This is a genomic window from Pseudoxanthomonas suwonensis (assembly GCF_010093235.1).
Lineage (GTDB): Bacteria > Pseudomonadota > Gammaproteobacteria > Xanthomonadales > Xanthomonadaceae > Pseudoxanthomonas > Pseudoxanthomonas suwonensis.
In genome coordinates this window covers 34,276-52,035 of record NZ_PDWP01000022.1, presented here as the reverse complement: position 1 = coordinate 52,035, position 17,760 = coordinate 34,276, and the positions used below count along the sequence as shown (strand labels likewise).

Genomic DNA, 17,760 nt, shown 5'->3' with positions numbered 1-17,760 from the left:
CCGGCGACAGCCGGCTCAGTACCTGAAGTTGAGCTTGATCCAGGCCGTGCGCCCCGGTTCGGCGATGCGCTCCGGCTCGGCGGGATAGCCGAAACCGCTGTTGCCGGCGGCGTTGAGGTGCTCGCGGTAGTGGCGGTCGAACAGGTTGTCGATGCCCGCGGCCAGCTGCAGGTGTTCGTCCAGGCGGTAGCCGCCGTTGAGCGAGAACACCGCAAAACCCGGACTCGGGCCCAGGTCGCGGCCGACCACGTTGCCCTGGCCGGTATTGCCGCGGTGCTGGTGCGCGGCCACGCGCAGCAACGCGCCCCAGGACCAGTCGCCCTGCTCCACGCTGGCGCTCAGGCGCGCCTCCAGCGGCGGCATCTGCGGCAGCGCGCCCTCGCCGGTGCGACCCCAGGCATAGGCCAGCGCGCCGCCGAGCTTCAGCCCGGCACGCGGCTTCCAATCCATGCCCAGTTCGCCACCGGCGATGTCCGCGTCCAGGTTCCGCGCGCGCGTGGCGCTGCCCGTCATCCCGCCGGACAGGTAGTCGAACACGATGTAGTCGTCGATCCGCCCGGCATAGACCGAGGCCCAGGCCTCGAAGGCGCCGGCACGGTACTGCAGGCCGGCATCGAGCTGGGTGGTGCGCTCCGGCTGCACGCCGGCGAAGGCATTGGCCGCGCCCTGTGGCCCCATCGTGGGCGAGAACAGCTCCCAGTAGTCCGGCATGCGCTCGGCATGGCCGAGGCCGGCATACCAGCCGAAGCGCCCGGCCATGTCGTGCTCGTAGCGCAGGAAGCCCCCGGCGAGGGTCTCCTCGCGGCGATGCCCGGCGGTCGGGTTGGGCATGGCCGACATGCCGCTGCCGACCTGGGCGCGGCGGTCCGCGACGCGGGCGTGGTCCACGCGCAGGCCGGACATCAGGTGGTGGACCTCGTCGATGTGCCAGTGCGATTCGGCGAACACACCCAGGCTGCGGGTACGCGCGTCATGGCTCCACGGCGCCTGCTGCCAGGCGCCGCGGCCCATGGCGCTGCGCCGACGGTGCTCGCCCTGCCTGCCGTCGACGCCGGCGGTCAGTTCCCAGCGGTCGTGCTGGAAGGTCAGGGCCACGCGTCCGCCTTCGCTGGTGTCGCCGACGTTGCTGGCCATCGGCATGGGCATGGCCGAGCCCGGATCCGGGTCGCGCAGGCTGTAGTTGTCCATCACGTGGTCGACCTCGTTGCGGTAGAGGTTGGCCACCACCGCATCGAGCACGCCGCCCATGTGCTTCTTTTCAAAGCGCAGGCCGAGGCTGTCGCGACGGAATTGCGAGCCGTCCATGCCGCGGCCGGCGTAACGGGCCTGCGCGTCGCCGGCGCCGGCGGACAGTTCCAGCACGGTGTCGGCATCGGGGGTCCAGCCGATGGCTGCATCGGTATTCCACCTGTCCCAGGCCGATGGCACGCGGCGGCCATCGCCGCCGCGGTAGTCGTCGGCCTCGGAGCGGTTTCCGGCCGCGCGCAGGTAACCGCGCGGGGTGCCGGCGCTGACGTCCAGCACCTGGTCGTTGCGGCCGTTGCCGCCGGCCAGGACGCTGCCCTGCGCGCGCAGGCCGGGGCGGTCGAAGTACGGGATCTCGCGTTCGAAGCGCACCGTGCCGGCCGAGGCGCCACCGCCCCACAGCACGGTCTGCGGACCCTTGACCACGGTCAGGCGGTCGTAGGTCTCCGGCGCGATGTAGGACATGGCGTTGTCCATGCGCGAGGGACAGGCGCCGCTGAGCGCGCCGTCGTTGACCAGCAGGGCGATGCGCGAGCCGAACATCCCGCGCAGCACCGGGTCGCCGTTGGTGCCGCCACTGCGCAGGGTGGAGAAGCCGGGGATGGTCTTCAGGTAGTCGGCGCCGTCGCTGGCCGGGACCGGCTGGCGCGGCAGCTTCGGATCGGTGGTGAAGGTCGCGGCGGCCACGGGGGCCACGCCCAGCACCACGACGCCTTCCAGGTCGGTGGCCGCGATATCCGTATGTACATGGCCGTCCGCGGCGATGGCGGCGGGGGCGGCGACGACGCAGAGCGCCGTGGCGAGGGCGCTTGCGAGCAGCGTTCGGGTCATGGTGCGCCTCTTGCGCGTGTTCCCTTGGAGTGCGCGCAGTCTTGGCCGCGCCCATGGCGCGCGCCTTGATGGTGGTCAATCGCCGGGCCGCGCAGGCCGGTTCCCGGGGGCGGCTTGACCTGGGTCAAGCCGGACGCAGGTCGCACCCGCCGCGGGCCGCCGATTGATGCAAATCAAGGTCCGTGCGGCCCCGTACGCGCACTGTTCGTCCCGCAGCCCAACGAGACGAAAGAGACGAAACATGAAGATCCGTCACCACCTGGCCATCGGCGCCCTTTCCGCGGCGATCGCCCTGGCTTCCGCTCCCGCCTTCGCCGCCAAGGCCAAGGCTTCCGACGCCCCGCTGCCGGTCGTGCAGGCGCAGCTGACCGCGCCGCCGCTGGTCCCGGCTCCGATCTCGCGCAAGACCCCGGCCAAGGTCGTGGTCGACCTGGAGATGGTCGAAAAGGAGATGCAGCTGGACGACGGCGTCACCTACAACTTCTGGACCTTCGGCGGCTCGGTCCCCGGCAGCTTCATCCGCGTCCGCGAGGGCGACACGGTGGAGTTCCGGCTGAAGAACCACCACAGCTCGCACTTCTCCCACAACATCGACCTGCACGCGGTGACCGGCCAGGGCGGCGGCGCCGAGGCGACCTTCACCCTGCCCGGCCGCGAGACGCAGTTCACGTTCAAGGCGCTGAGCCCGGGCCTGTACGTCTACCACTGCGCGATGGCCCCGGTGGCCATGCACGTGGCCAACGGCATGTACGGCCTGATCCTGGTCGAGCCGGAGGAAGGCATGGAGCCGGTGGACAAGGAGTTCTACGTGATGCAGGGCGACTTCTACACCGAGGGCGCCACCGGCGAGAAGGGCCTGCAGGCCTTCAGCCTGGAGAAGGGCATCGACGAGACGCCGACCTACGTGGTCTTCAACGGCTCGGTCGGCGCGCTCACCGGCGACAACGCGCTGCAGGCCACGGCCGGCGAGAAGATCCGCATGTACGTCGGCAACGGCGGCCCCAACCTGACCTCCAGCTTCCACGTCATCGGCGAGATCTTCGACAAGGTCTACTTCGAGGGCGGCAGCAAGTACCAGGAGAACGTGCAGACCACGCTGATCCCGGCCGGTGGCTCGGCCATCGTCGAGTTCAAGGCCGACGTGCCCGGCAACTTCGTGCTGGTCGACCACAGCCTGTTCCGCGCCTTCCACAAGGGCACGCTGGGCATCCTCAAGGTCGATGGCGAGGAGAACGAGGCGATCTACAGCGGCCAGCAGCACGACATCGAGTACCCGGAAGGCGAGCCCCAGGGCGCGCACCACTGAGCAACGAAGGCACGACGATGGCCCGCAGCACGCTCCTGGCAACGACGACCGCCCTCCTCCTGGCGCTGGCCCCGGCATTGCCGGCGGCCGGCGCCACGGATGCGGCGGCCGCCGGCGCCGGGATCGAGTGGCGGGCCGTCCCCGGCGGCATGTTCCGCTCGGCGGTGCGCTTCGAGGATGACCGGCAGCATCTGCCGGTCGCCGCGTTCCAGCTGATGGAGCGCCCGGTCAGCAATGCCCAGTTCGCGGCCTTCCTCGCGCGCCAGCCGCAGTGGCGGCGCGACCGCATTCCCGCGCTGTTCTCCAGCCCCGGCTACCTGGGCCACTGGGAAAGTGCGGACGCGCCCGGCGCCAGGCTCGAGGCCGATGCGCCGGTGGTCCACGTGAACTGGTACGCCGCCGACGCGTTCTGCCGCGATGCCGGCGGCCGCCTGCCTGATTTCATCGAATGGGAATACGCCGCGGCCGCCGACGCGACCCGTGCCGACGCCCGCCACGACCGGCAGTGGCGCCTGCGCCAGGCCAACGACGGCACGCCGCACGCGCCGGACGCCGCGCCCGATGCACCGGCCAACGTCCACGGCCTGCGCGGCATGCATGGCGCGTACTGGGAGTGGACCGGCGACGCCACCTCGCTGCTGGGCGACGGCGACCGCCGCGGCCAGGACGACGGCAATGCCCTGCAGTACTGCGGCGCCTCGGCCATGGCCTTCAACGATCCGGCCGACTACGGCGTGGTCAAGCGCTTCGTCCTGCTGTCGGCCCTCACGCCCTCTGCCACCCTCGGCAACCTGGGCTTCCGCTGCGCGAGGAGCCAGCCATGAAACATCGCATCAACCCGCTGCGCACCGCCCTGGGCCTGGCCCTGGCGCTTTCCGTGTGCGGTCCTCTGCCGGTCGCGCTCGCCGCGCTGGCCACGCCTGGCCCGCAGGCCGTGGATTCCCTGCCGGGCGAATCGCTCTACCAGGTGCAGGCCGACCTGACCGACCAGCACGGGCGCCAGCTGCAGTGGTCCGCCCTGCGCGGCCAGCCGCAGCTGGTGTCCATGTTCTACGCCAACTGCCACCTGATGTGCCCGCTGATCCTGGAGAACGCCAAGGCGCTGCAGAAGCAGCTTGGCGAGGACGGTGCCCGCCTGGGCGTGGCCGTCCTCACCCTGGATCCGGCGCGCGACACGCCCGAAGCCCTGGCCGCGGTCGCGGCCGACCACCGCACGCCGGACGCCTGGCGCTACCTGCGCCCGGAACCGGACGCCGTGCGCGCCCTGGCCAGCGTACTGGGCGTACGCTACCGCTTCCGCGAGGACGGCAGCATCAACCACACCAGCGTGCTGGTGCTGCTGGACGCGGAAGGCCGGGAGGTCGCGCGTTCCGAAGTCACCGGCATTGCCCCCGATCCCGCATTCCTGCAACAGGTCCGCACCCTCCTTGCCGCGGACTGACGCTTTCCATCCACCCCTGCCATCACGGAGCAACACCATGAAGAACCGCACCCGCATCCTCGCCGCCCTCGCCCTGCTGGGCGCCGCCGGCATGGCCCAGGCCGCCGGCAACTGCACCATCTCGCTCAAGGGCGACGATGCGATGAAGTTCGACCTGAAGGAGGCCACCGTCTCGGCCAGCTGCCCGACCATCACCGTCGAGCTGGCCCACACCGGCAAGCTGCCGGTCACCGCGATGGGCCACAACGTGGTCATCAGCAAGACCCCGGACATGGCCGGCATCGCCCGCGACGGCATCAAGGCCGGCGCCGCCAACGCCTACGTGCCCAAGGGCGACGCCCGCGTGATCGCGCACACCGACCTGGTCGGCGGCGGCCAGAGCACCAAGATCACCTTCCCGGGCAAGGCCCTGGCGGCCGGCGGCGACTACAGCTTCTTCTGCAGCTTCCCGGGCCACTCGGCCATGATGAAGGGCAAGCTGGTCGTCACCAAGTAAGCCGCGTGCCGCCCGTGCCACGGGGCGCGGGCGGCCTCCACCGGGCCGCCACGCGGCCATTTCCGGAATCCGCCATGGAACTGGACATCCGCATCGATCCGTCGCGGGTCGACCTGACGCGCATCGAGCGCGCCCTGCTGGAAAGCGATCCTGCCGCCCTGGTCGACCTGGACCCTGCCAGCGGCCACCTGCGCGTGGCCACCTGCGCCGGCACCAGCGAGGTCCGGGCGATCCTTGCCGCCGCCGGTGTTGCGGTGCCGCAGCAGGCCATCCACATCGTGCCCTCGGTCTGTTGCGGCGGCTGCAGCGGCTGAAGGCCGGCGCCGACGCATTGATCGCCGGCATCAATACAAGGCGCGCATTCAGGGCGTAATGCGCCCGGAAAAAGCGCGTTTCGGCGGGCCGGGCGGTACCGCGGGGGTAAGATCGACCTCCCGATCCATGCCCGGCACGCCCGGCAGGCCGGTGCAGCAGCACCGGCGGCAGGCTGGCCGGCGCGACGCCAGCGCACCTGCCCGCCATGAACACCAAGCACCGCAAGCCCCTCTCCGGTACCCCCCTGCACTGGTACGACGCCCGCGAGGCGGTCGAAGCCCTGCAGCCCGGCGCCTGGGCCACCCTGCCCTACACCTCGCGCGTGCACGCCGAGAACCTGGTCCGCTGCGCCGATCCGGCCCACCTGGACGATTACCTGCGGCAGCTGGTCGAGCGCCGCCGCGACCTGGACTTCCCCTGGTTCCCGGTGCGGGTGGTCTGCCACGACATCCTCGGCCAGACCGCGCTGGTGGACCTGGCCGGCCTGCGCGACGCGATCGCCGACAAGGGCGGCGACCCGGCGCAGGTCAATCCTGTCGTCCCGGTGCAGCTGATCGTCGACCACTCGCTGGCGGTCGAGTGCGGCGGCTACGACCCGCAGGCCTTCGAGAAGAACCGCGCGATCGAGGACCGCCGCAACGCCGACCGCTTCCACTTCATCGAGTGGACCCGGCACGCCTTCCGCAACGTGGAGGTGATCCCGCCGGGCAACGGGATCATGCACCAGATCAACCTGGAGAAGATGTCGCCGGTGGTGTACGTGCGCGACGGCGTCGCCTTCCCCGACACCTGCGTGGGCACCGACTCGCACACCCCCCACGTGGACGCGCTGGGCGTGATCGCCGTCGGCGTCGGCGGCCTCGAGGCCGAGAACGTGATGCTCGGCCGTGCCTCGTGGATGCGCCTGCCCGACATCACCGGCGTGCGCCTGGCCGGCCGGCCGCAGCCGGGCATCACCGCCACCGACGTGGTCCTGGCCCTGACCGAATTCCTGCGCAGGGAGCGCGTGGTCGGCCACTACCTGGAGTTCTTCGGCGAGGGTGCCGCGGCGCTGACCATCGGCGACCGCGCCACCATCTCCAACATGTGCCCGGAGTACGGCGCCACCGCCGCGCTGTTCCACATCGACCAGCAGACCCTGGACTACCTGCGCCTGACCGGGCGCGAGGAGCAGCAGGTGCAGCTGGTGGAGAACTACGCGAAGACCGCCGGCCTGTGGGCCGACGACCTGCAGCAGGCGCAGTACGAGCGCGTGCTGGAGTTCGACCTGTCCTCGGTCGTGCGCAACATGGCCGGCCCGTCCAACCCCCACCGGCGCCTGCCGACCACGGCCCTGGCCGAACGCGGCATCGCCGACGAGGCCAAGCTGCAGGCCGCGCGCGAGGAAGAGGCCCGCGGCCTGCTGCCCGATGGCGCGGTGATCATCGCCGCCATCACCAGCTGCACCAACACCTCCAACCCGCGCAACGTGATCGCCGCCGGCCTGCTGGCGCGCAATGCCAACGCACGCGGCCTGCTGCGCAAGCCGTGGGTGAAGACCTCGCTGGCGCCGGGCTCCAAGGCCGTGCAGCTGTACCTGGAGGAGTCGGGCCTGCTGCCTGACCTGGAGAAGCTGGGCTTCGGCATCGTCGCCTTCGCCTGCACCACCTGCAACGGCATGAGCGGCGCGCTGGACCCGAAGATCCAGCAGGAAATCGTCGACCGCGACCTGTACGCCACCGCCGTGCTCAGCGGCAACCGCAACTTCGACGGCCGCATCCACCCGTACGCCAAGCAGGCCTTCCTGGCCTCGCCGCCGCTGGTGATCGCCTACGCCATCGCCGGCACCGTGCGCTTCGACATCGAGAAGGACGTGCTGGGGCTGGACCCGCAGGGCAACCCGGTCACGCTCAAGGACATCTGGCCCTCGGACGAGGAGATCGACGCGATCGTCCGCGCCAGCGTCAAGCCCGAGCACTTCCGCAAGGTCTACGGGCCGATGTTCGACGTGCGCGTGGAGCACGGCGAACCGGTCAGGCCGCTGTACGACTGGCGCCCGATGAGCACCTACATCCGCCGCCCGCCGTACTGGGAGGGCGCGCTGGCCGGCGAGCGCACGCTGCGCGGCATGCGCCCGCTGGCGGTGCTGGGCGACAACATCACCACCGACCACCTGTCCCCGTCCAACGCCATCCTGCCCAACAGCGCCGCCGGCGAATACCTGGCGAAGATGGGCCTGCCGGAGGAGGACTTCAATTCCTACGCCACCCACCGCGGCGACCACCTCACCGCGCAGCGCGCGACCTTCGCCAACCCGAAGCTGCTCAACGAGATGGTGCGCAACGAGGATGGCAGCGTGCGCCAGGGCTCGCTGGCGCGGCTGGAGCCGGAGGGCAAGGTGATGCGCATGTGGGAGGTGATCGAGACCTACATGGAGCGCCGCCAGCCGCTGGTCATCATCGCCGGCGCCGACTACGGCCAGGGCAGCTCGCGCGACTGGGCCGCCAAGGGCGTGCGCCTGGCCGGCGTGGAGGCGATCGTGGCCGAGGGTTTCGAGCGCATCCATCGCACCAACCTGATCGGCATGGGCGTGCTGCCGCTGGAGTTCAAGCCCGGCCAGAACCGCAACACCTGGGGCATCGACGGCACCGAGACCTTCGACGTGGTCGGCACCCGCGCCCCGCGCGCGGACCTGACCCTGGTCATCCACCGCCGCAGCGGCGAGACCGTGGAGGTCCCCGTGACCTGCCGCCTGGATACGGCCGAGGAGGTGTCGATCTACGAGGCCGGCGGCGTGCTGCAGCGCTTCGCCCAGGACTTCCTGGAGGCGTCGAAGGCGGCCTGACCGGTTCGTCGCAGTGGCATGACCCACTGCGAAGGAGCCACGACCATGACCGAGACCACCGCCACCGGAACCGTCCGCCTGCACCGCATCCTGGCCGCACCGCCGGCCAGGGCGTTCCGCGCGTTCACCGATCCGGACGCGCTGGTGCGATGGATGCCGCCGTACGGCTTCACCGCGCGCATGCTCGAGTTCGAAGCGGGCGTGGGCTACCGCATGGCCTTCACCAACTTCTCCACCGGCAACAGCGAATCGTTCCGCGTGCGCTTCGTCGAGCTGGTCGAGAACGAGTTGCTCCGGCACACCGACACCTTCGACAACCCCGGCCTGCCCGGGGAGATGCAGGTGACCGTGTCGTTGCAGCCCAGCGTCGCCGGTACCGCCCTGACGATCGTGCAGGAAGGCATTCCCGCGGCCATCCCGGTGGACATGTGCCACCTCGGCTGGCGCGATTCGCTGGACATGCTGGCGAAGCTGGTCGAACCCGAAATCCCGGACGGGGCATGAGCCGCGTCCTCCACTCCTGCCTGCCCCCTGCCAAGCCCATCCCATGAGCCACAAGCCCCAGCTCCGCATCCCCGCCACCTACATGCGCGGCGGCACCTCCAAGGGCGTGTTCTTCCGCCTGCAGGACCTGCCCGCCGCGGCGCGGGTGCCGGGTCCGGCGCGCGACCGCCTGCTGCAGCGGGTGATCGGTTCGCCCGACCCCTACGGCAAGCACACCGACGGCATGGGCGGCGCCACCTCCAGCACCAGCAAGTGCGTGATCATCGGCCCGGCCACGCGCCCGGGCCATGACGTGGACTACCTCTACGGCCAGGTCGCGATCGAGGAGGACTTCGTCGACTGGAGCGGCAACTGCGGCAACCTCAGCACCGCGGTCGGTCCGTTCGCCGTGGCCAACGGCTTCATCGACCCGGCGCGCATCCCGCAGGAAGGCACGGTGGAAGTGCGAGTGTGGCAGGCCAACATCGGCAAGACCATTGTCGTGCACGTGCCGGTCAGCGGCGGCCAGGTGCAGGAGACCGGCGATTTCGAACTGGACGGCGTGACCTTCCCCGCCGCCGAGGTGGTGGTCGAGTTCCTCGATCCGGCCGAGGAAGGCGACGACGGCGGCAGCATGTTTCCCACCGGCAACCTGGTCGACAGCCTCGAGGTGCCCGGCATGGGCACGCTGGAGGCGACCCTGATCACCGCCGGCATCCCCACCGTGTTCGTGGAAGCACAGGCCATCGGCTTCACCGGCACCGAGCTGCAGCCGGCGATCAACGGCGATCCGGCGATCCTGGCGAAGCTCGAGGCCATCCGCGTCGCCGGCGCGCTGCGCATGGGCCTGATCTCCTCGCCCGAGGAAGCAGCCAGGCGCCAGCACACGCCCAAGGTCGCCTTCGTGGCGCCGCCGCGCGACTACCTCGCCAGCAGCGGCAAACAGATCGCCGCCGGCGACATCGACCTCAACGTGCGCGCGATGTCGATGGGCAAGCTGCACCACGCGATGATGGGCACCGCCTCGGTCGCGATCGCCACCGCCGCCGCGGTCCCGGGCACCCTGGTCAACCGCGCCGCTGGTGGCGGCTCGCGCGACGTGGTGCGCTTCGGCCACCCTTCCGGGACGCTGCGCGTGGGCGCATCGGTCGCCCAGGTCGATGGCCAGTGGACCGTGACCCGCGCGGTGATGAGCCGCAGCGCGCGCGTGCTGATGGAAGGCCACGTCAGGGTTCCGCAGGCCTGACTTCCTTGTCGCCAGCCGGCCCGCCGCACCTCCCCCCGGCGGGTCGGTCCAGGCGGCACCCTGTGGCGCCCGGTCCTACTTCTCCTGCAGTTCGCGCGGCCGTGGCGGCAGGCGGTTGTGTGCACCCAGTGCGGCGATTGCCGCCTGGCCCACCGCCACCGAGATCTGGTTGAGCCCGCTGACCACGTCGCCGGCCGCATAGAGTCCGGGCACCGAGGTCCGCTGGCGCGCATCGACCGGGATCTCGCCGGTGTCGGACAGCACCACGCCCGCCTGCCTGGCCAGGTGCGCGCTGCTGTCGCATCCGAGGAACGGATAGATGGTGTCGAAGCGGTGGCAGTGGCCGTCGACCACGTAGCCGCAACGGCCGTCCGCGTACACCAGGCGGCCGCCTGCCGGCAGCACTTCCACGTCCAGTTCCGGCGGCAGCGAAGCCGGCACCGCATCGGTCGGCAGCAGGGCCAGGCGCGGACTGTAGCCGCGCAGGAACGGTACGTGGTCGATGATCGTGTCCCAGGGACCGTGGATGCCGATGGCCTGGTCGCTGGCCTCGTAGGCATCGCAGACCGGGCACAGGCGAAGCGCGCCGCAGCCGATCGCTTCTTCCACGTCGGCAAGATCGGGCAGGCGATCCTTCAGCCCGGTGGCGAGGATGACCGCCGGCGCGCGCCAGACCCTGCCATCGCCGGCCTGGGCGACGAACATGCCTTCCGGGTCGCGCTCCAGGGACTCCACCATGCCGTGCTCGAGCACGGCACCGAACGACTCGGCCTGGGCCCGCAGCCGCGCCAGCAGCGTGGTGCCGGCAATCCCCTGGGGAAAGCCGGGGCAGTTGTTGCTTTCGGGAATCCAGCGCGCGCGGCTGTCGCCGGCGTCGACCACCACGCAGCGCCGGTGCAGCCTTCCCAGGTAGGTGGCGGCGGTCAAACCCGCCGGGCCACCGCCGACACCAGTACATCCGCCTCGTCCACCTGCCACCTCCTTCGTCCACCCGGGAACGATAGGAAGCGGGCGTGAACACGGCGCGAGGCTTCAGCCCGCGGCCCTCGCCGCCGCCACGTCCAGCAGCACGTCCATCACCGTCGGATCCTCGCGGTCCGGCCTGACCTTGAAACCCAGCTGCTGGCACATCGCCAGCATGGTCACGTTCTCGCGCAGCACCTGGCCCTCGACCGCCTTCAGGCCGATGCTGCCGGCCCACTCGATCATGATCCGCATCAGCTGCCAGCCGATGCCCAGGCCCTTGAGGTCGGAACGGACCATGATCCCGTACTCGCCGCGCTCGTAGTTGGCGTCGGCCAGCAGGCGCACCGCGCCGAGCATCTCGCCGTTCTCCGGATCGATCGCCACCAGGGCGATGGAACGCGCGTAGTCGAGCTGGGTCAGGCGGGCGATGAACTCGTGGCTGAAGTGGCGCACCGCGGAGAAGAAGCGCAGGCGCAGGTCCTCGTCGCTGACCCGCGAGAAGAACTCCAGGAACATCTTCTCGTCCTCAGGCCGCACCGGGCGCACGAACATCCGCCGCCCCTGGGCCAGGTCGACCATGCGCTCCCATTCCTTCGGATACGGGCGGATCACGAAGCTCGAATGCCACGGCCCCTTCTGCGCCGGGCCCGGATGGGGCGCGATCGCCACCCGCGCATCCACCGCGATCACGCCCTCGCGGTCGGCCAGCAGCGGATTGATGTCCAGCTCGCGGATCTGGGGCACGTCGGCCGCCAGCTGCGCCAGCTTGACCAGCACCAGCGCCACCGCGCGCTCGTCGGCCGCCGGCACGTCGCGGTAGGCCTTGAGGATGCGGCTGACGCGGGTGCGCGAGATCAGGTCGTGGGCCAGGTGGAGATCCAGCGGCGGCAGGGCCAGGGCCTTGTCGTCGATCACCTCGACCGCGGTGCCGCCGCGGCCGAACACGATCACCGGCCCGAAGGTGGGGTCGTCGGCAATGCCGGCGATCAGCTCCCGCGCCTTGGACCTGGCCACCATGGGGTGCACGGTCACGCCCTCGATCCGCGCCTGCGGCCGCAGCTCGCGGGCGCGGGCCAGGATGGACGCGGCCGCCTCGCGCACCGCGGCCTCGCTGGACAGGTTCAGGCGCACGCCGTCCACGTCGGACTTGTGCACGATGTCCGGCGACAGGATCTTCAGCGCGACCAGCTTGCCGTCCGCCAGCAGCGGGCGCGCGGCCTCGACCGCGGCGTCGGCGTCGGCGGCCAGCCAGGCCGGCGTCACCGGGATGCCGTACGCACCCAGCAGCGCGACCACTTCCAGCGGATCGAGCCAGTTGCGTCCCTGCTCCAGCGCGCGGCCGACGATCGCCTGGGCGGCGGCGGCATCGACCACGAAGTCCTCGGGCAGGCTGGGCGGAGTCTCCATCAGTGCCTGCTGCGCCTCGCGGTGGCGCACCAGGTAGGTGAAGCCGCGAACGGCGTCCGCCTCGGTGGCGTAGGTCGGCACCCCGGCCGCGTCCAGCCGCGACAGCGCTTCCTGGCCGCCGCCCAGCCACACGCCCAGCACCGGCTTGCCGGCGCCGGGGCGCGGCCGCCGCTGCAGTACCGAAGCCACCGCATCGGCCGCCTCGATCGAGGACGACAGCGCCGTGGGCACGTTCATCACCAGCACCGCGTCGTTGCCCGGATCGGCCAGCAGCGCCTCCAGGGCGGCCGTGTAGCGGGCCGCGTCGGCGTCGCCGACGATGTCCACCGGGTTGGAGCGCGACCAGGTCGGCGGCAGCACCCGGTCCAGGGCGCGCACGGTCCCTGGATCCAGCGTGGCCAGGGTGCCGCCGAGGTCGACCAGCCGGTCCACCGCCAGCACGCCGATGCCGCCGCCGTTGGTGAGGATGGCCAGGCGCCGGCCCGGGGCCTGGCGCAGGTGTCCCAGGGTCTCGGCCGCGGCGAACAGCTCGTCCAGCGCGTGCACGCGGAGCAGGCCGGCGCGGCGGAAGGCAGCGTCGTACACCGCGTCGGACCCCGCCAGGGCGCCGGTATGGGTGGCGGCGGCCTTCGCGCCCTGGGCGTGGCGCCCCGACTTGACCACCACCACCGGCTTGGAGCGGGCCGCGGCGCGCGCGGCGGACATGAACTTGCGCGCGTCGCGGATGGATTCGATGTACAGCAGGATGGCGCGCGTCTTCGGATCCTGCGCGAACCAGTCCAGCAGGTCGCCGAAGTCCACGTCCAGGGCGTCGCCCAGCGAGACCACGGCCGAGAACCCGATCGAGCGCGCGGCGCCCCACTCGACCAGCCCGGCGGCGATGGCGCCGGACTGGGAGACCAGGGCCAGGTCGCCCGGCAGCGGGCTGCGCGCGGCGAAGCTGGCATTGAGCCCGGCGTGCGGCGCCATCACCCCCAGGCAGTTGGGACCGACGATGCGCAGGCCATGCGGACGCGCCTCGTTCCTCAGGTTCTCGAGCAGCGAGCCCGGGCCCTGGCCCAGGCCGGCCGTGACCACGACGGCCGCCCGCGCGCCCACTTCCACGGCCTGGGCGATCACCCCGGGCACGGTTTCGGCCGGGGTGGTGACCACCACCAGTTCCGGCGAAAAGGGCAGCTGCCGCAGCGAACCCACCGCCGGCACGCCCTCGATCTGGCGGTACTTGGGGTTCACCAGGCCCACCTGGCCGGCGAAACCCGCCTGGCGCAGGTTCTGGACCACGGTGCGGCCGACCGACCCGGCCCGGGGACTGGCCCCGACCACGGCTACCGACTTCGGGGAGAAAACGGCTTCCAGCGCGTAGATGCTCATCCGCAACGGCTCGGTACGTCTCAGTGCTAAACGATACAGCGGTACGCCCATGGGCGCTTCGAGGGGCCGGAACCGGGACGCAGTTCCCCTATTCCAAGGGATAACGCGTTAACGGGGCTTGGCGCCTTGATCCTGATCAATGCCCCGCTTGCCGGCGCTGCCGATGATGCCTCCCATCCACAGGAGGATAGGGAAGTGTCGACCGTTCAGGGGACATATAACGACAAGGTGGTGCGTCAGTTCGCGGTCATGACCGTGGTCTGGGGCATCGTGGGCATGCTGGTAGGCGTGATCATCGCCGCCCAGCTTTACTGGCCGGCGCTCAATTTCGACCTGCCCTGGTTCAGCTACGGGCGCCTGCGCCCGCTGCACACCAATGCGGTGATCTTCGCGTTCGGCGGCTGCGCGCTGATGGCGACCAGCCTGCACGTGGTGCAGCGCACCTGCCACGTGCGGCTGATCTCGGACGGGCTGGCGGCCTTCGTGTTCTGGGGCTGGCAGCTGGTCATCGTGCTGGCCGCCGTGACCCTGCCGCTGGGCCTGACCCAGGGCAAGGAATACGCCGAGCTGATCTGGCCGATCGACATCCTGATCGCGGCGGTGTGGGTGGCCTACGCGGTGCTGTTCATCGGCACGATCGCCAAGCGCCGGGTCAAGCACATCTACGTGGCGAACTGGTTCTACGCCAGCTTCATCATCGCCGTGGCGCTGCTGCACATCGTCAACAACATCGCCATCCCCACCGGCGCCCTGCACTCCTACCCGGTGTACAGCGGCGCGGTCGACGCGATGGTGCAGTGGTGGTACGGCCACAACGCGGTCGGCTTCTTCCTGACCGCCGGCTTCCTGGGAATGATGTACTACTACGTGCCCAAGCAGGCCGGCCGCCCGGTGTACTCCTACCGGCTGTCGATCGTGCACTTCTGGGCGCTGATCGCCGTGTACATGTGGGCCGGCCCGCACCACCTGCAGTACACCGCGCTGCCCGACTGGGCGCAGTCGCTGGGCATGGTGTTCTCGCTGATCCTGCTGGCGCCGTCCTGGGGCGGCGCGATCAACGGCGTCATGACCCTCTCCGGCGTCTGGTACAAGCTGCGCACCGACCCGATCCTGAAGTTCCTGATCGTCGCCATCTCGTTCTACATGATCGCCACCTTCGAGGGGCCGATGATGTCGATCAAGACGGTGAACTCGCTGTCGCACTACACCGACTGGACCGTCGGCCACGTGCACGCAGGCGCCCTGGGCTGGGTCGCGATGATCTCCATCGGCTCGATCTACGCCCTGCTGCCGAAGCTGCTGGGCCGCGAGCAGATGTTCTCGATCAAGGCCATCGACCTGCACTTCTGGCTGCACACCGGCGGCGTGGTGCTGTACATCGCCTCGATGTGGATCGCCGGCGTCATGCAGGGCCTGATGTGGCGCGCCACCAATCCCGACGGCACGCTGACCTACAGCTTCGTCGAGGCGCTGCACGCGACCTACCCCTACTACCTGATCCGCCTGGGCGGCGGCCTGCTGGTGCTGTCCGGCATGTGCGTGATGGCCTGGAACGTGCTGCGCACCTGGCGCTCCGCCCCGGCGATCGCTCCCCAGCCGGTGCTGCCCGTCGCGGCCTCCGATGCGCGCGCCTGAGGAGGAAGGACAACCATGAGCGACAACCAGAATCCGCACGCAAAAGTCGAGAAGAACGTCGGCCTGATGGCCGTCCTGATCGCGGTGGCCGTCTCCTTCGGCGGCCTGGCCGAGATCGTGCCGCTGATGTTCCAGGCCGAGGCGATCGAGCCGCTGGAGGGCGTGGAGCCCTACCCGGCGCTGGAGCTGGCCGGGCGCGACATCTACGTCCGCGAGGGCTGCTACAACTGCCACTCGCAGATGGTCCGCACCCTGCGCTTCGAGTCCGAGCGCTACGGCCACTACTCGCTGGCCGGCGAGTCGGTCTACGACCGTCCGTTCCAGTGGGGCAGCAAGCGCACCGGTCCGGACCTGGCCCGCGTCGGCGGCCGCTACTCCGATGACTGGCACCGCGTGCACCTGATCAATCCGCGCGACGTGGTGCCCGAGTCGAACATGCCGGCCTTCCCGTGGCTGGCCAAGGGCAAGCTCGACGGCCAGTCCGTCGCCTCGCGCATGCGTGCGCTCAAGGCACTCGGCGACCCCTACACCGACGAGCAGATCGAGCAGGCCCCGGCCGAGCTCGAGGGCAAGACCGAGCTCGACGCGGTGGTCGCCTACCTGCAGGGGCTCGGCCGGCACGCGCCGAAGGGAGGCCAGCAGTGATTTCCGGAATCGTGACCGCGCTGCTGCTGGTGCTGTTCATCGGCGGCTGGATCTGGGCCTGGAGCCCGGCACGCAGGACCGAGTTCGAAGAGGCGGCGCACCTGCCGCTGGAAGAGGACTCGCATCAGGGCAACATTAGGGGGAACCGCGCATGAGCATGGGATGGACGTGGTACGTCATCGCCCTGGTCGCGCTGAACATCGTCGGCTACGTCTGGCTGCTGTGGTGGACGTCGCGCCGGCGCCCGGGCGATCCGAAGCCCGAGGACACGCTGCACACCTGGGACGGCGACATCACCGAGTACAACAAGCCGCTGCCGCGCTGGTGGATCAACCTGTTCTACCTGACCATCGTCTTCGCCATCGGCTACATCATCTGGTACGGCGGCCTGGGCAGCATTCCCGGCTACAGCGGCTGGACCTCGCAGAAGGAGCATGCCGAGGAGAAGGCGGTGCAGGACGCGCGCCTGGAGCAGACCTTCAAGCCTTACGCCGGCAAGGCGATCGACGAGCTGGCGCAGGATCCGAAGGCGGTGGCCCTGGGCCGCTCGATCTTCAGCAACACCTGCGCCACCTGCCATGGCTCCTCGGGCCAGGGCGCGGTCGGCTACCCGAACCTGACCGACGAGATCTGGCACTGGGGCGGAACGCCGGACCGCATCCTGGAGACCATCCTCGACGGCCGCGAGGGCGTCATGCCGGAATGGGGCACCGTGCTGACCGGGATGGGCGGCCCGGAAGCGGTGGACTACACCATCGCCTACGTGCGCACCCTGTCCGATCCGGAAGCCATGCAGAACAACTTCATGGCGGCCCAGGGCAAGAAGCTGTACGAGGGCGTTTGCGTGGCGTGCCACGGCATCGACGGCAAGGGCAACCAGGACCTGGGCGCCCCCGACCTGACCGACAACTACTGGTTGTACGGCAGCAGCCGCGAGAGCCTGCGCAAGACCATCACCGAAGGCCGCCACGGCAGCATGCCCGCGCACCGCGAGCTGCTCGGCGAGACCCGTGCCCGCCTGGCTGGTGCCTACGTCTGGTCGCTGTCGCATAATCGGACCCAGTCCGGGGAACCGACGGCACAACAGTGACCGACTTCAGCGAGCCACGCCTTGACCACCCCCCACGTCCGCTGGCCCAGCGCGTGGGGGCCATCGCCTGGCCCAGCTTCTTCGCGGCCGGCGTGTCGACGATGGTGTTCTTCGCCTTCGTCGACCCGCTGGTCCTGCGCGACATCACCTTCCCCGGCCTGCCGATGACCCGCGAGCTCGGCTACACGCTGGGGTTTTTCATTTTCTGGCTCGCGACCGCCTCATCCAGCCTCTTTACCTGGATCCTGCTGCGTCCCTCCAGCCGCTTCAACCGCGCGCTTCCGCCTGAATAAGCGCGCTCCGGCGCGCGGCCCTGGGACAATCTGTCGCTTTCGCGCGCGAACCGGATGCGGATACTGGGACATGCGGCGGACTCCCCCGCACGCCACGCCGCGGACGCGGCCAAGCAAAACGCCATGACTGCCCAAGAACGCATCCTTTCCCTTTCCTGCCACGCCC

At 70.4% G+C, this 17,760-nt stretch carries 16 protein-coding genes; 13 read left to right on the top strand and 3 right to left on the bottom strand.

Going from position 1 to position 17,760, the window contains the following annotated elements:
* Nucleotides 1–15: 15 nt before the first annotated feature.
* Nucleotides 16–2,076, bottom strand: coding sequence for a TonB-dependent copper receptor (locus CSC68_RS11730; protein WP_162203738.1), 2,061 nt, complete (start codon nt 2,074–2,076; stop codon nt 16–18).
* A gap of 241 nt (nt 2,077–2,317) precedes the next feature.
* Here CSC68_RS11730 and nirK point away from each other — a divergent pair, with 241 nt between their 5' ends.
* From nirK to prpF, 8 genes are all read left to right on the top strand, one after another.
* On the top strand, nt 2,318–3,382 hold the full coding sequence (gene nirK, locus CSC68_RS11725) for a copper-containing nitrite reductase (protein WP_162203737.1): 1,065 nt from the start codon (nt 2,318–2,320) through the stop codon (nt 3,380–3,382).
* A gap of 17 nt (nt 3,383–3,399) precedes the next feature.
* Nucleotides 3,400–4,206: a formylglycine-generating enzyme family protein gene (locus CSC68_RS11720; protein WP_162203736.1), complete on the top strand. Its 807-nt coding sequence runs from the start codon at nt 3,400–3,402 to the stop codon at nt 4,204–4,206.
* Nucleotides 4,203–4,823, top strand: coding sequence for an SCO family protein (locus CSC68_RS11715; RefSeq protein WP_162203735.1), 621 nt, complete (start codon nt 4,203–4,205; stop codon nt 4,821–4,823). Before CSC68_RS11720 ends, CSC68_RS11715 begins: the two co-directional genes overlap by 4 nt.
* Before the next feature lie 37 nt (nt 4,824–4,860).
* The gene (gene azu / locus CSC68_RS11710; RefSeq protein ID WP_162203734.1) at nt 4,861–5,319 is read left to right on the top strand and encodes an azurin; all 459 of its coding nucleotides are present in this window, start codon (nt 4,861–4,863) and stop codon (nt 5,317–5,319) included.
* A 74-nt stretch (nt 5,320–5,393) separates the two neighbouring features.
* Complete coding sequence (locus tag CSC68_RS11705; RefSeq protein WP_162203733.1) at nt 5,394–5,633, top strand: hypothetical protein; 240 nt, start codon at nt 5,394–5,396, stop codon at nt 5,631–5,633.
* A 206-nt stretch (nt 5,634–5,839) separates the two neighbouring features.
* Nucleotides 5,840–8,458 carry a Fe/S-dependent 2-methylisocitrate dehydratase AcnD gene (acnD, locus tag CSC68_RS11700; protein ID WP_162203732.1) on the top strand — a complete coding sequence of 873 codons (2,619 nt, stop codon included), beginning with the start codon at nt 5,840–5,842 and terminating at the stop codon, nt 8,456–8,458.
* 45 nt (nt 8,459–8,503) lie between these two features.
* Entirely contained in the window at nt 8,504–8,962 is a 459-nt protein-coding gene (locus CSC68_RS11695) for an SRPBCC domain-containing protein (RefSeq protein ID WP_162203731.1), read from the top strand.
* 43 nt (nt 8,963–9,005) lie between these two features.
* Entirely contained in the window at nt 9,006–10,187 is a 1,182-nt protein-coding gene (prpF, locus tag CSC68_RS11690; protein WP_162203730.1) for a 2-methylaconitate cis-trans isomerase PrpF, read from the top strand.
* Between the two features lie 75 nt (nt 10,188–10,262).
* Here prpF and CSC68_RS11685 read toward each other — a convergent pair whose 3' ends face one another.
* Together CSC68_RS11685 and CSC68_RS11680 are read right to left on the bottom strand one after the other, a co-directional pair.
* Entirely contained in the window at nt 10,263–11,114 is an 852-nt protein-coding gene (locus CSC68_RS11685; RefSeq protein WP_246193548.1) for an NAD(P)/FAD-dependent oxidoreductase, read from the bottom strand.
* A 105-nt stretch (nt 11,115–11,219) separates the two neighbouring features.
* Nucleotides 11,220–13,931 carry a bifunctional acetate--CoA ligase family protein/GNAT family N-acetyltransferase gene (locus tag CSC68_RS11680; RefSeq protein ID WP_162203729.1) on the bottom strand — a complete coding sequence of 904 codons (2,712 nt, stop codon included), beginning with the start codon at nt 13,929–13,931 and terminating at the stop codon, nt 11,220–11,222.
* 195 nt (nt 13,932–14,126) lie between these two features.
* Here CSC68_RS11680 and ccoN point away from each other — a divergent pair, with 195 nt between their 5' ends.
* From ccoN to CSC68_RS11655, 5 genes are read left to right on the top strand one after another with little or no spacing between them, the layout of a single operon-like run.
* On the top strand, nt 14,127–15,566 hold the full coding sequence (gene ccoN, locus CSC68_RS11675) for a cytochrome-c oxidase, cbb3-type subunit I (RefSeq protein WP_162203728.1): 1,440 nt from the start codon (nt 14,127–14,129) through the stop codon (nt 15,564–15,566).
* Nucleotides 15,567–15,581: 15 nt separating this feature from the next.
* A complete protein-coding gene (gene ccoO, locus CSC68_RS11670) occupies nt 15,582–16,211 on the top strand; it encodes a cytochrome-c oxidase, cbb3-type subunit II (protein WP_162203727.1) in 630 nt (209 codons plus the stop codon).
* Nucleotides 16,208–16,366, top strand: a complete 159-nt coding sequence (locus CSC68_RS11665) for a cbb3-type cytochrome oxidase subunit 3 (RefSeq protein WP_162203726.1) — start codon at nt 16,208–16,210, stop codon at nt 16,364–16,366. Before ccoO ends, CSC68_RS11665 begins: the two co-directional genes overlap by 4 nt.
* Nucleotides 16,363–17,301, top strand: coding sequence for a cytochrome-c oxidase, cbb3-type subunit III (gene ccoP, locus CSC68_RS11660; protein ID WP_162203725.1), 939 nt, complete (start codon nt 16,363–16,365; stop codon nt 17,299–17,301). The genes CSC68_RS11665 and ccoP overlap by 4 nt, the downstream gene beginning before the upstream one ends.
* Nucleotides 17,298–17,594 carry a hypothetical protein gene (locus tag CSC68_RS11655; protein WP_162203724.1) on the top strand — a complete coding sequence of 99 codons (297 nt, stop codon included), beginning with the start codon at nt 17,298–17,300 and terminating at the stop codon, nt 17,592–17,594. The genes ccoP and CSC68_RS11655 overlap by 4 nt, the downstream gene beginning before the upstream one ends.
* Nucleotides 17,595–17,760: the final 166 nt, after the last annotated feature.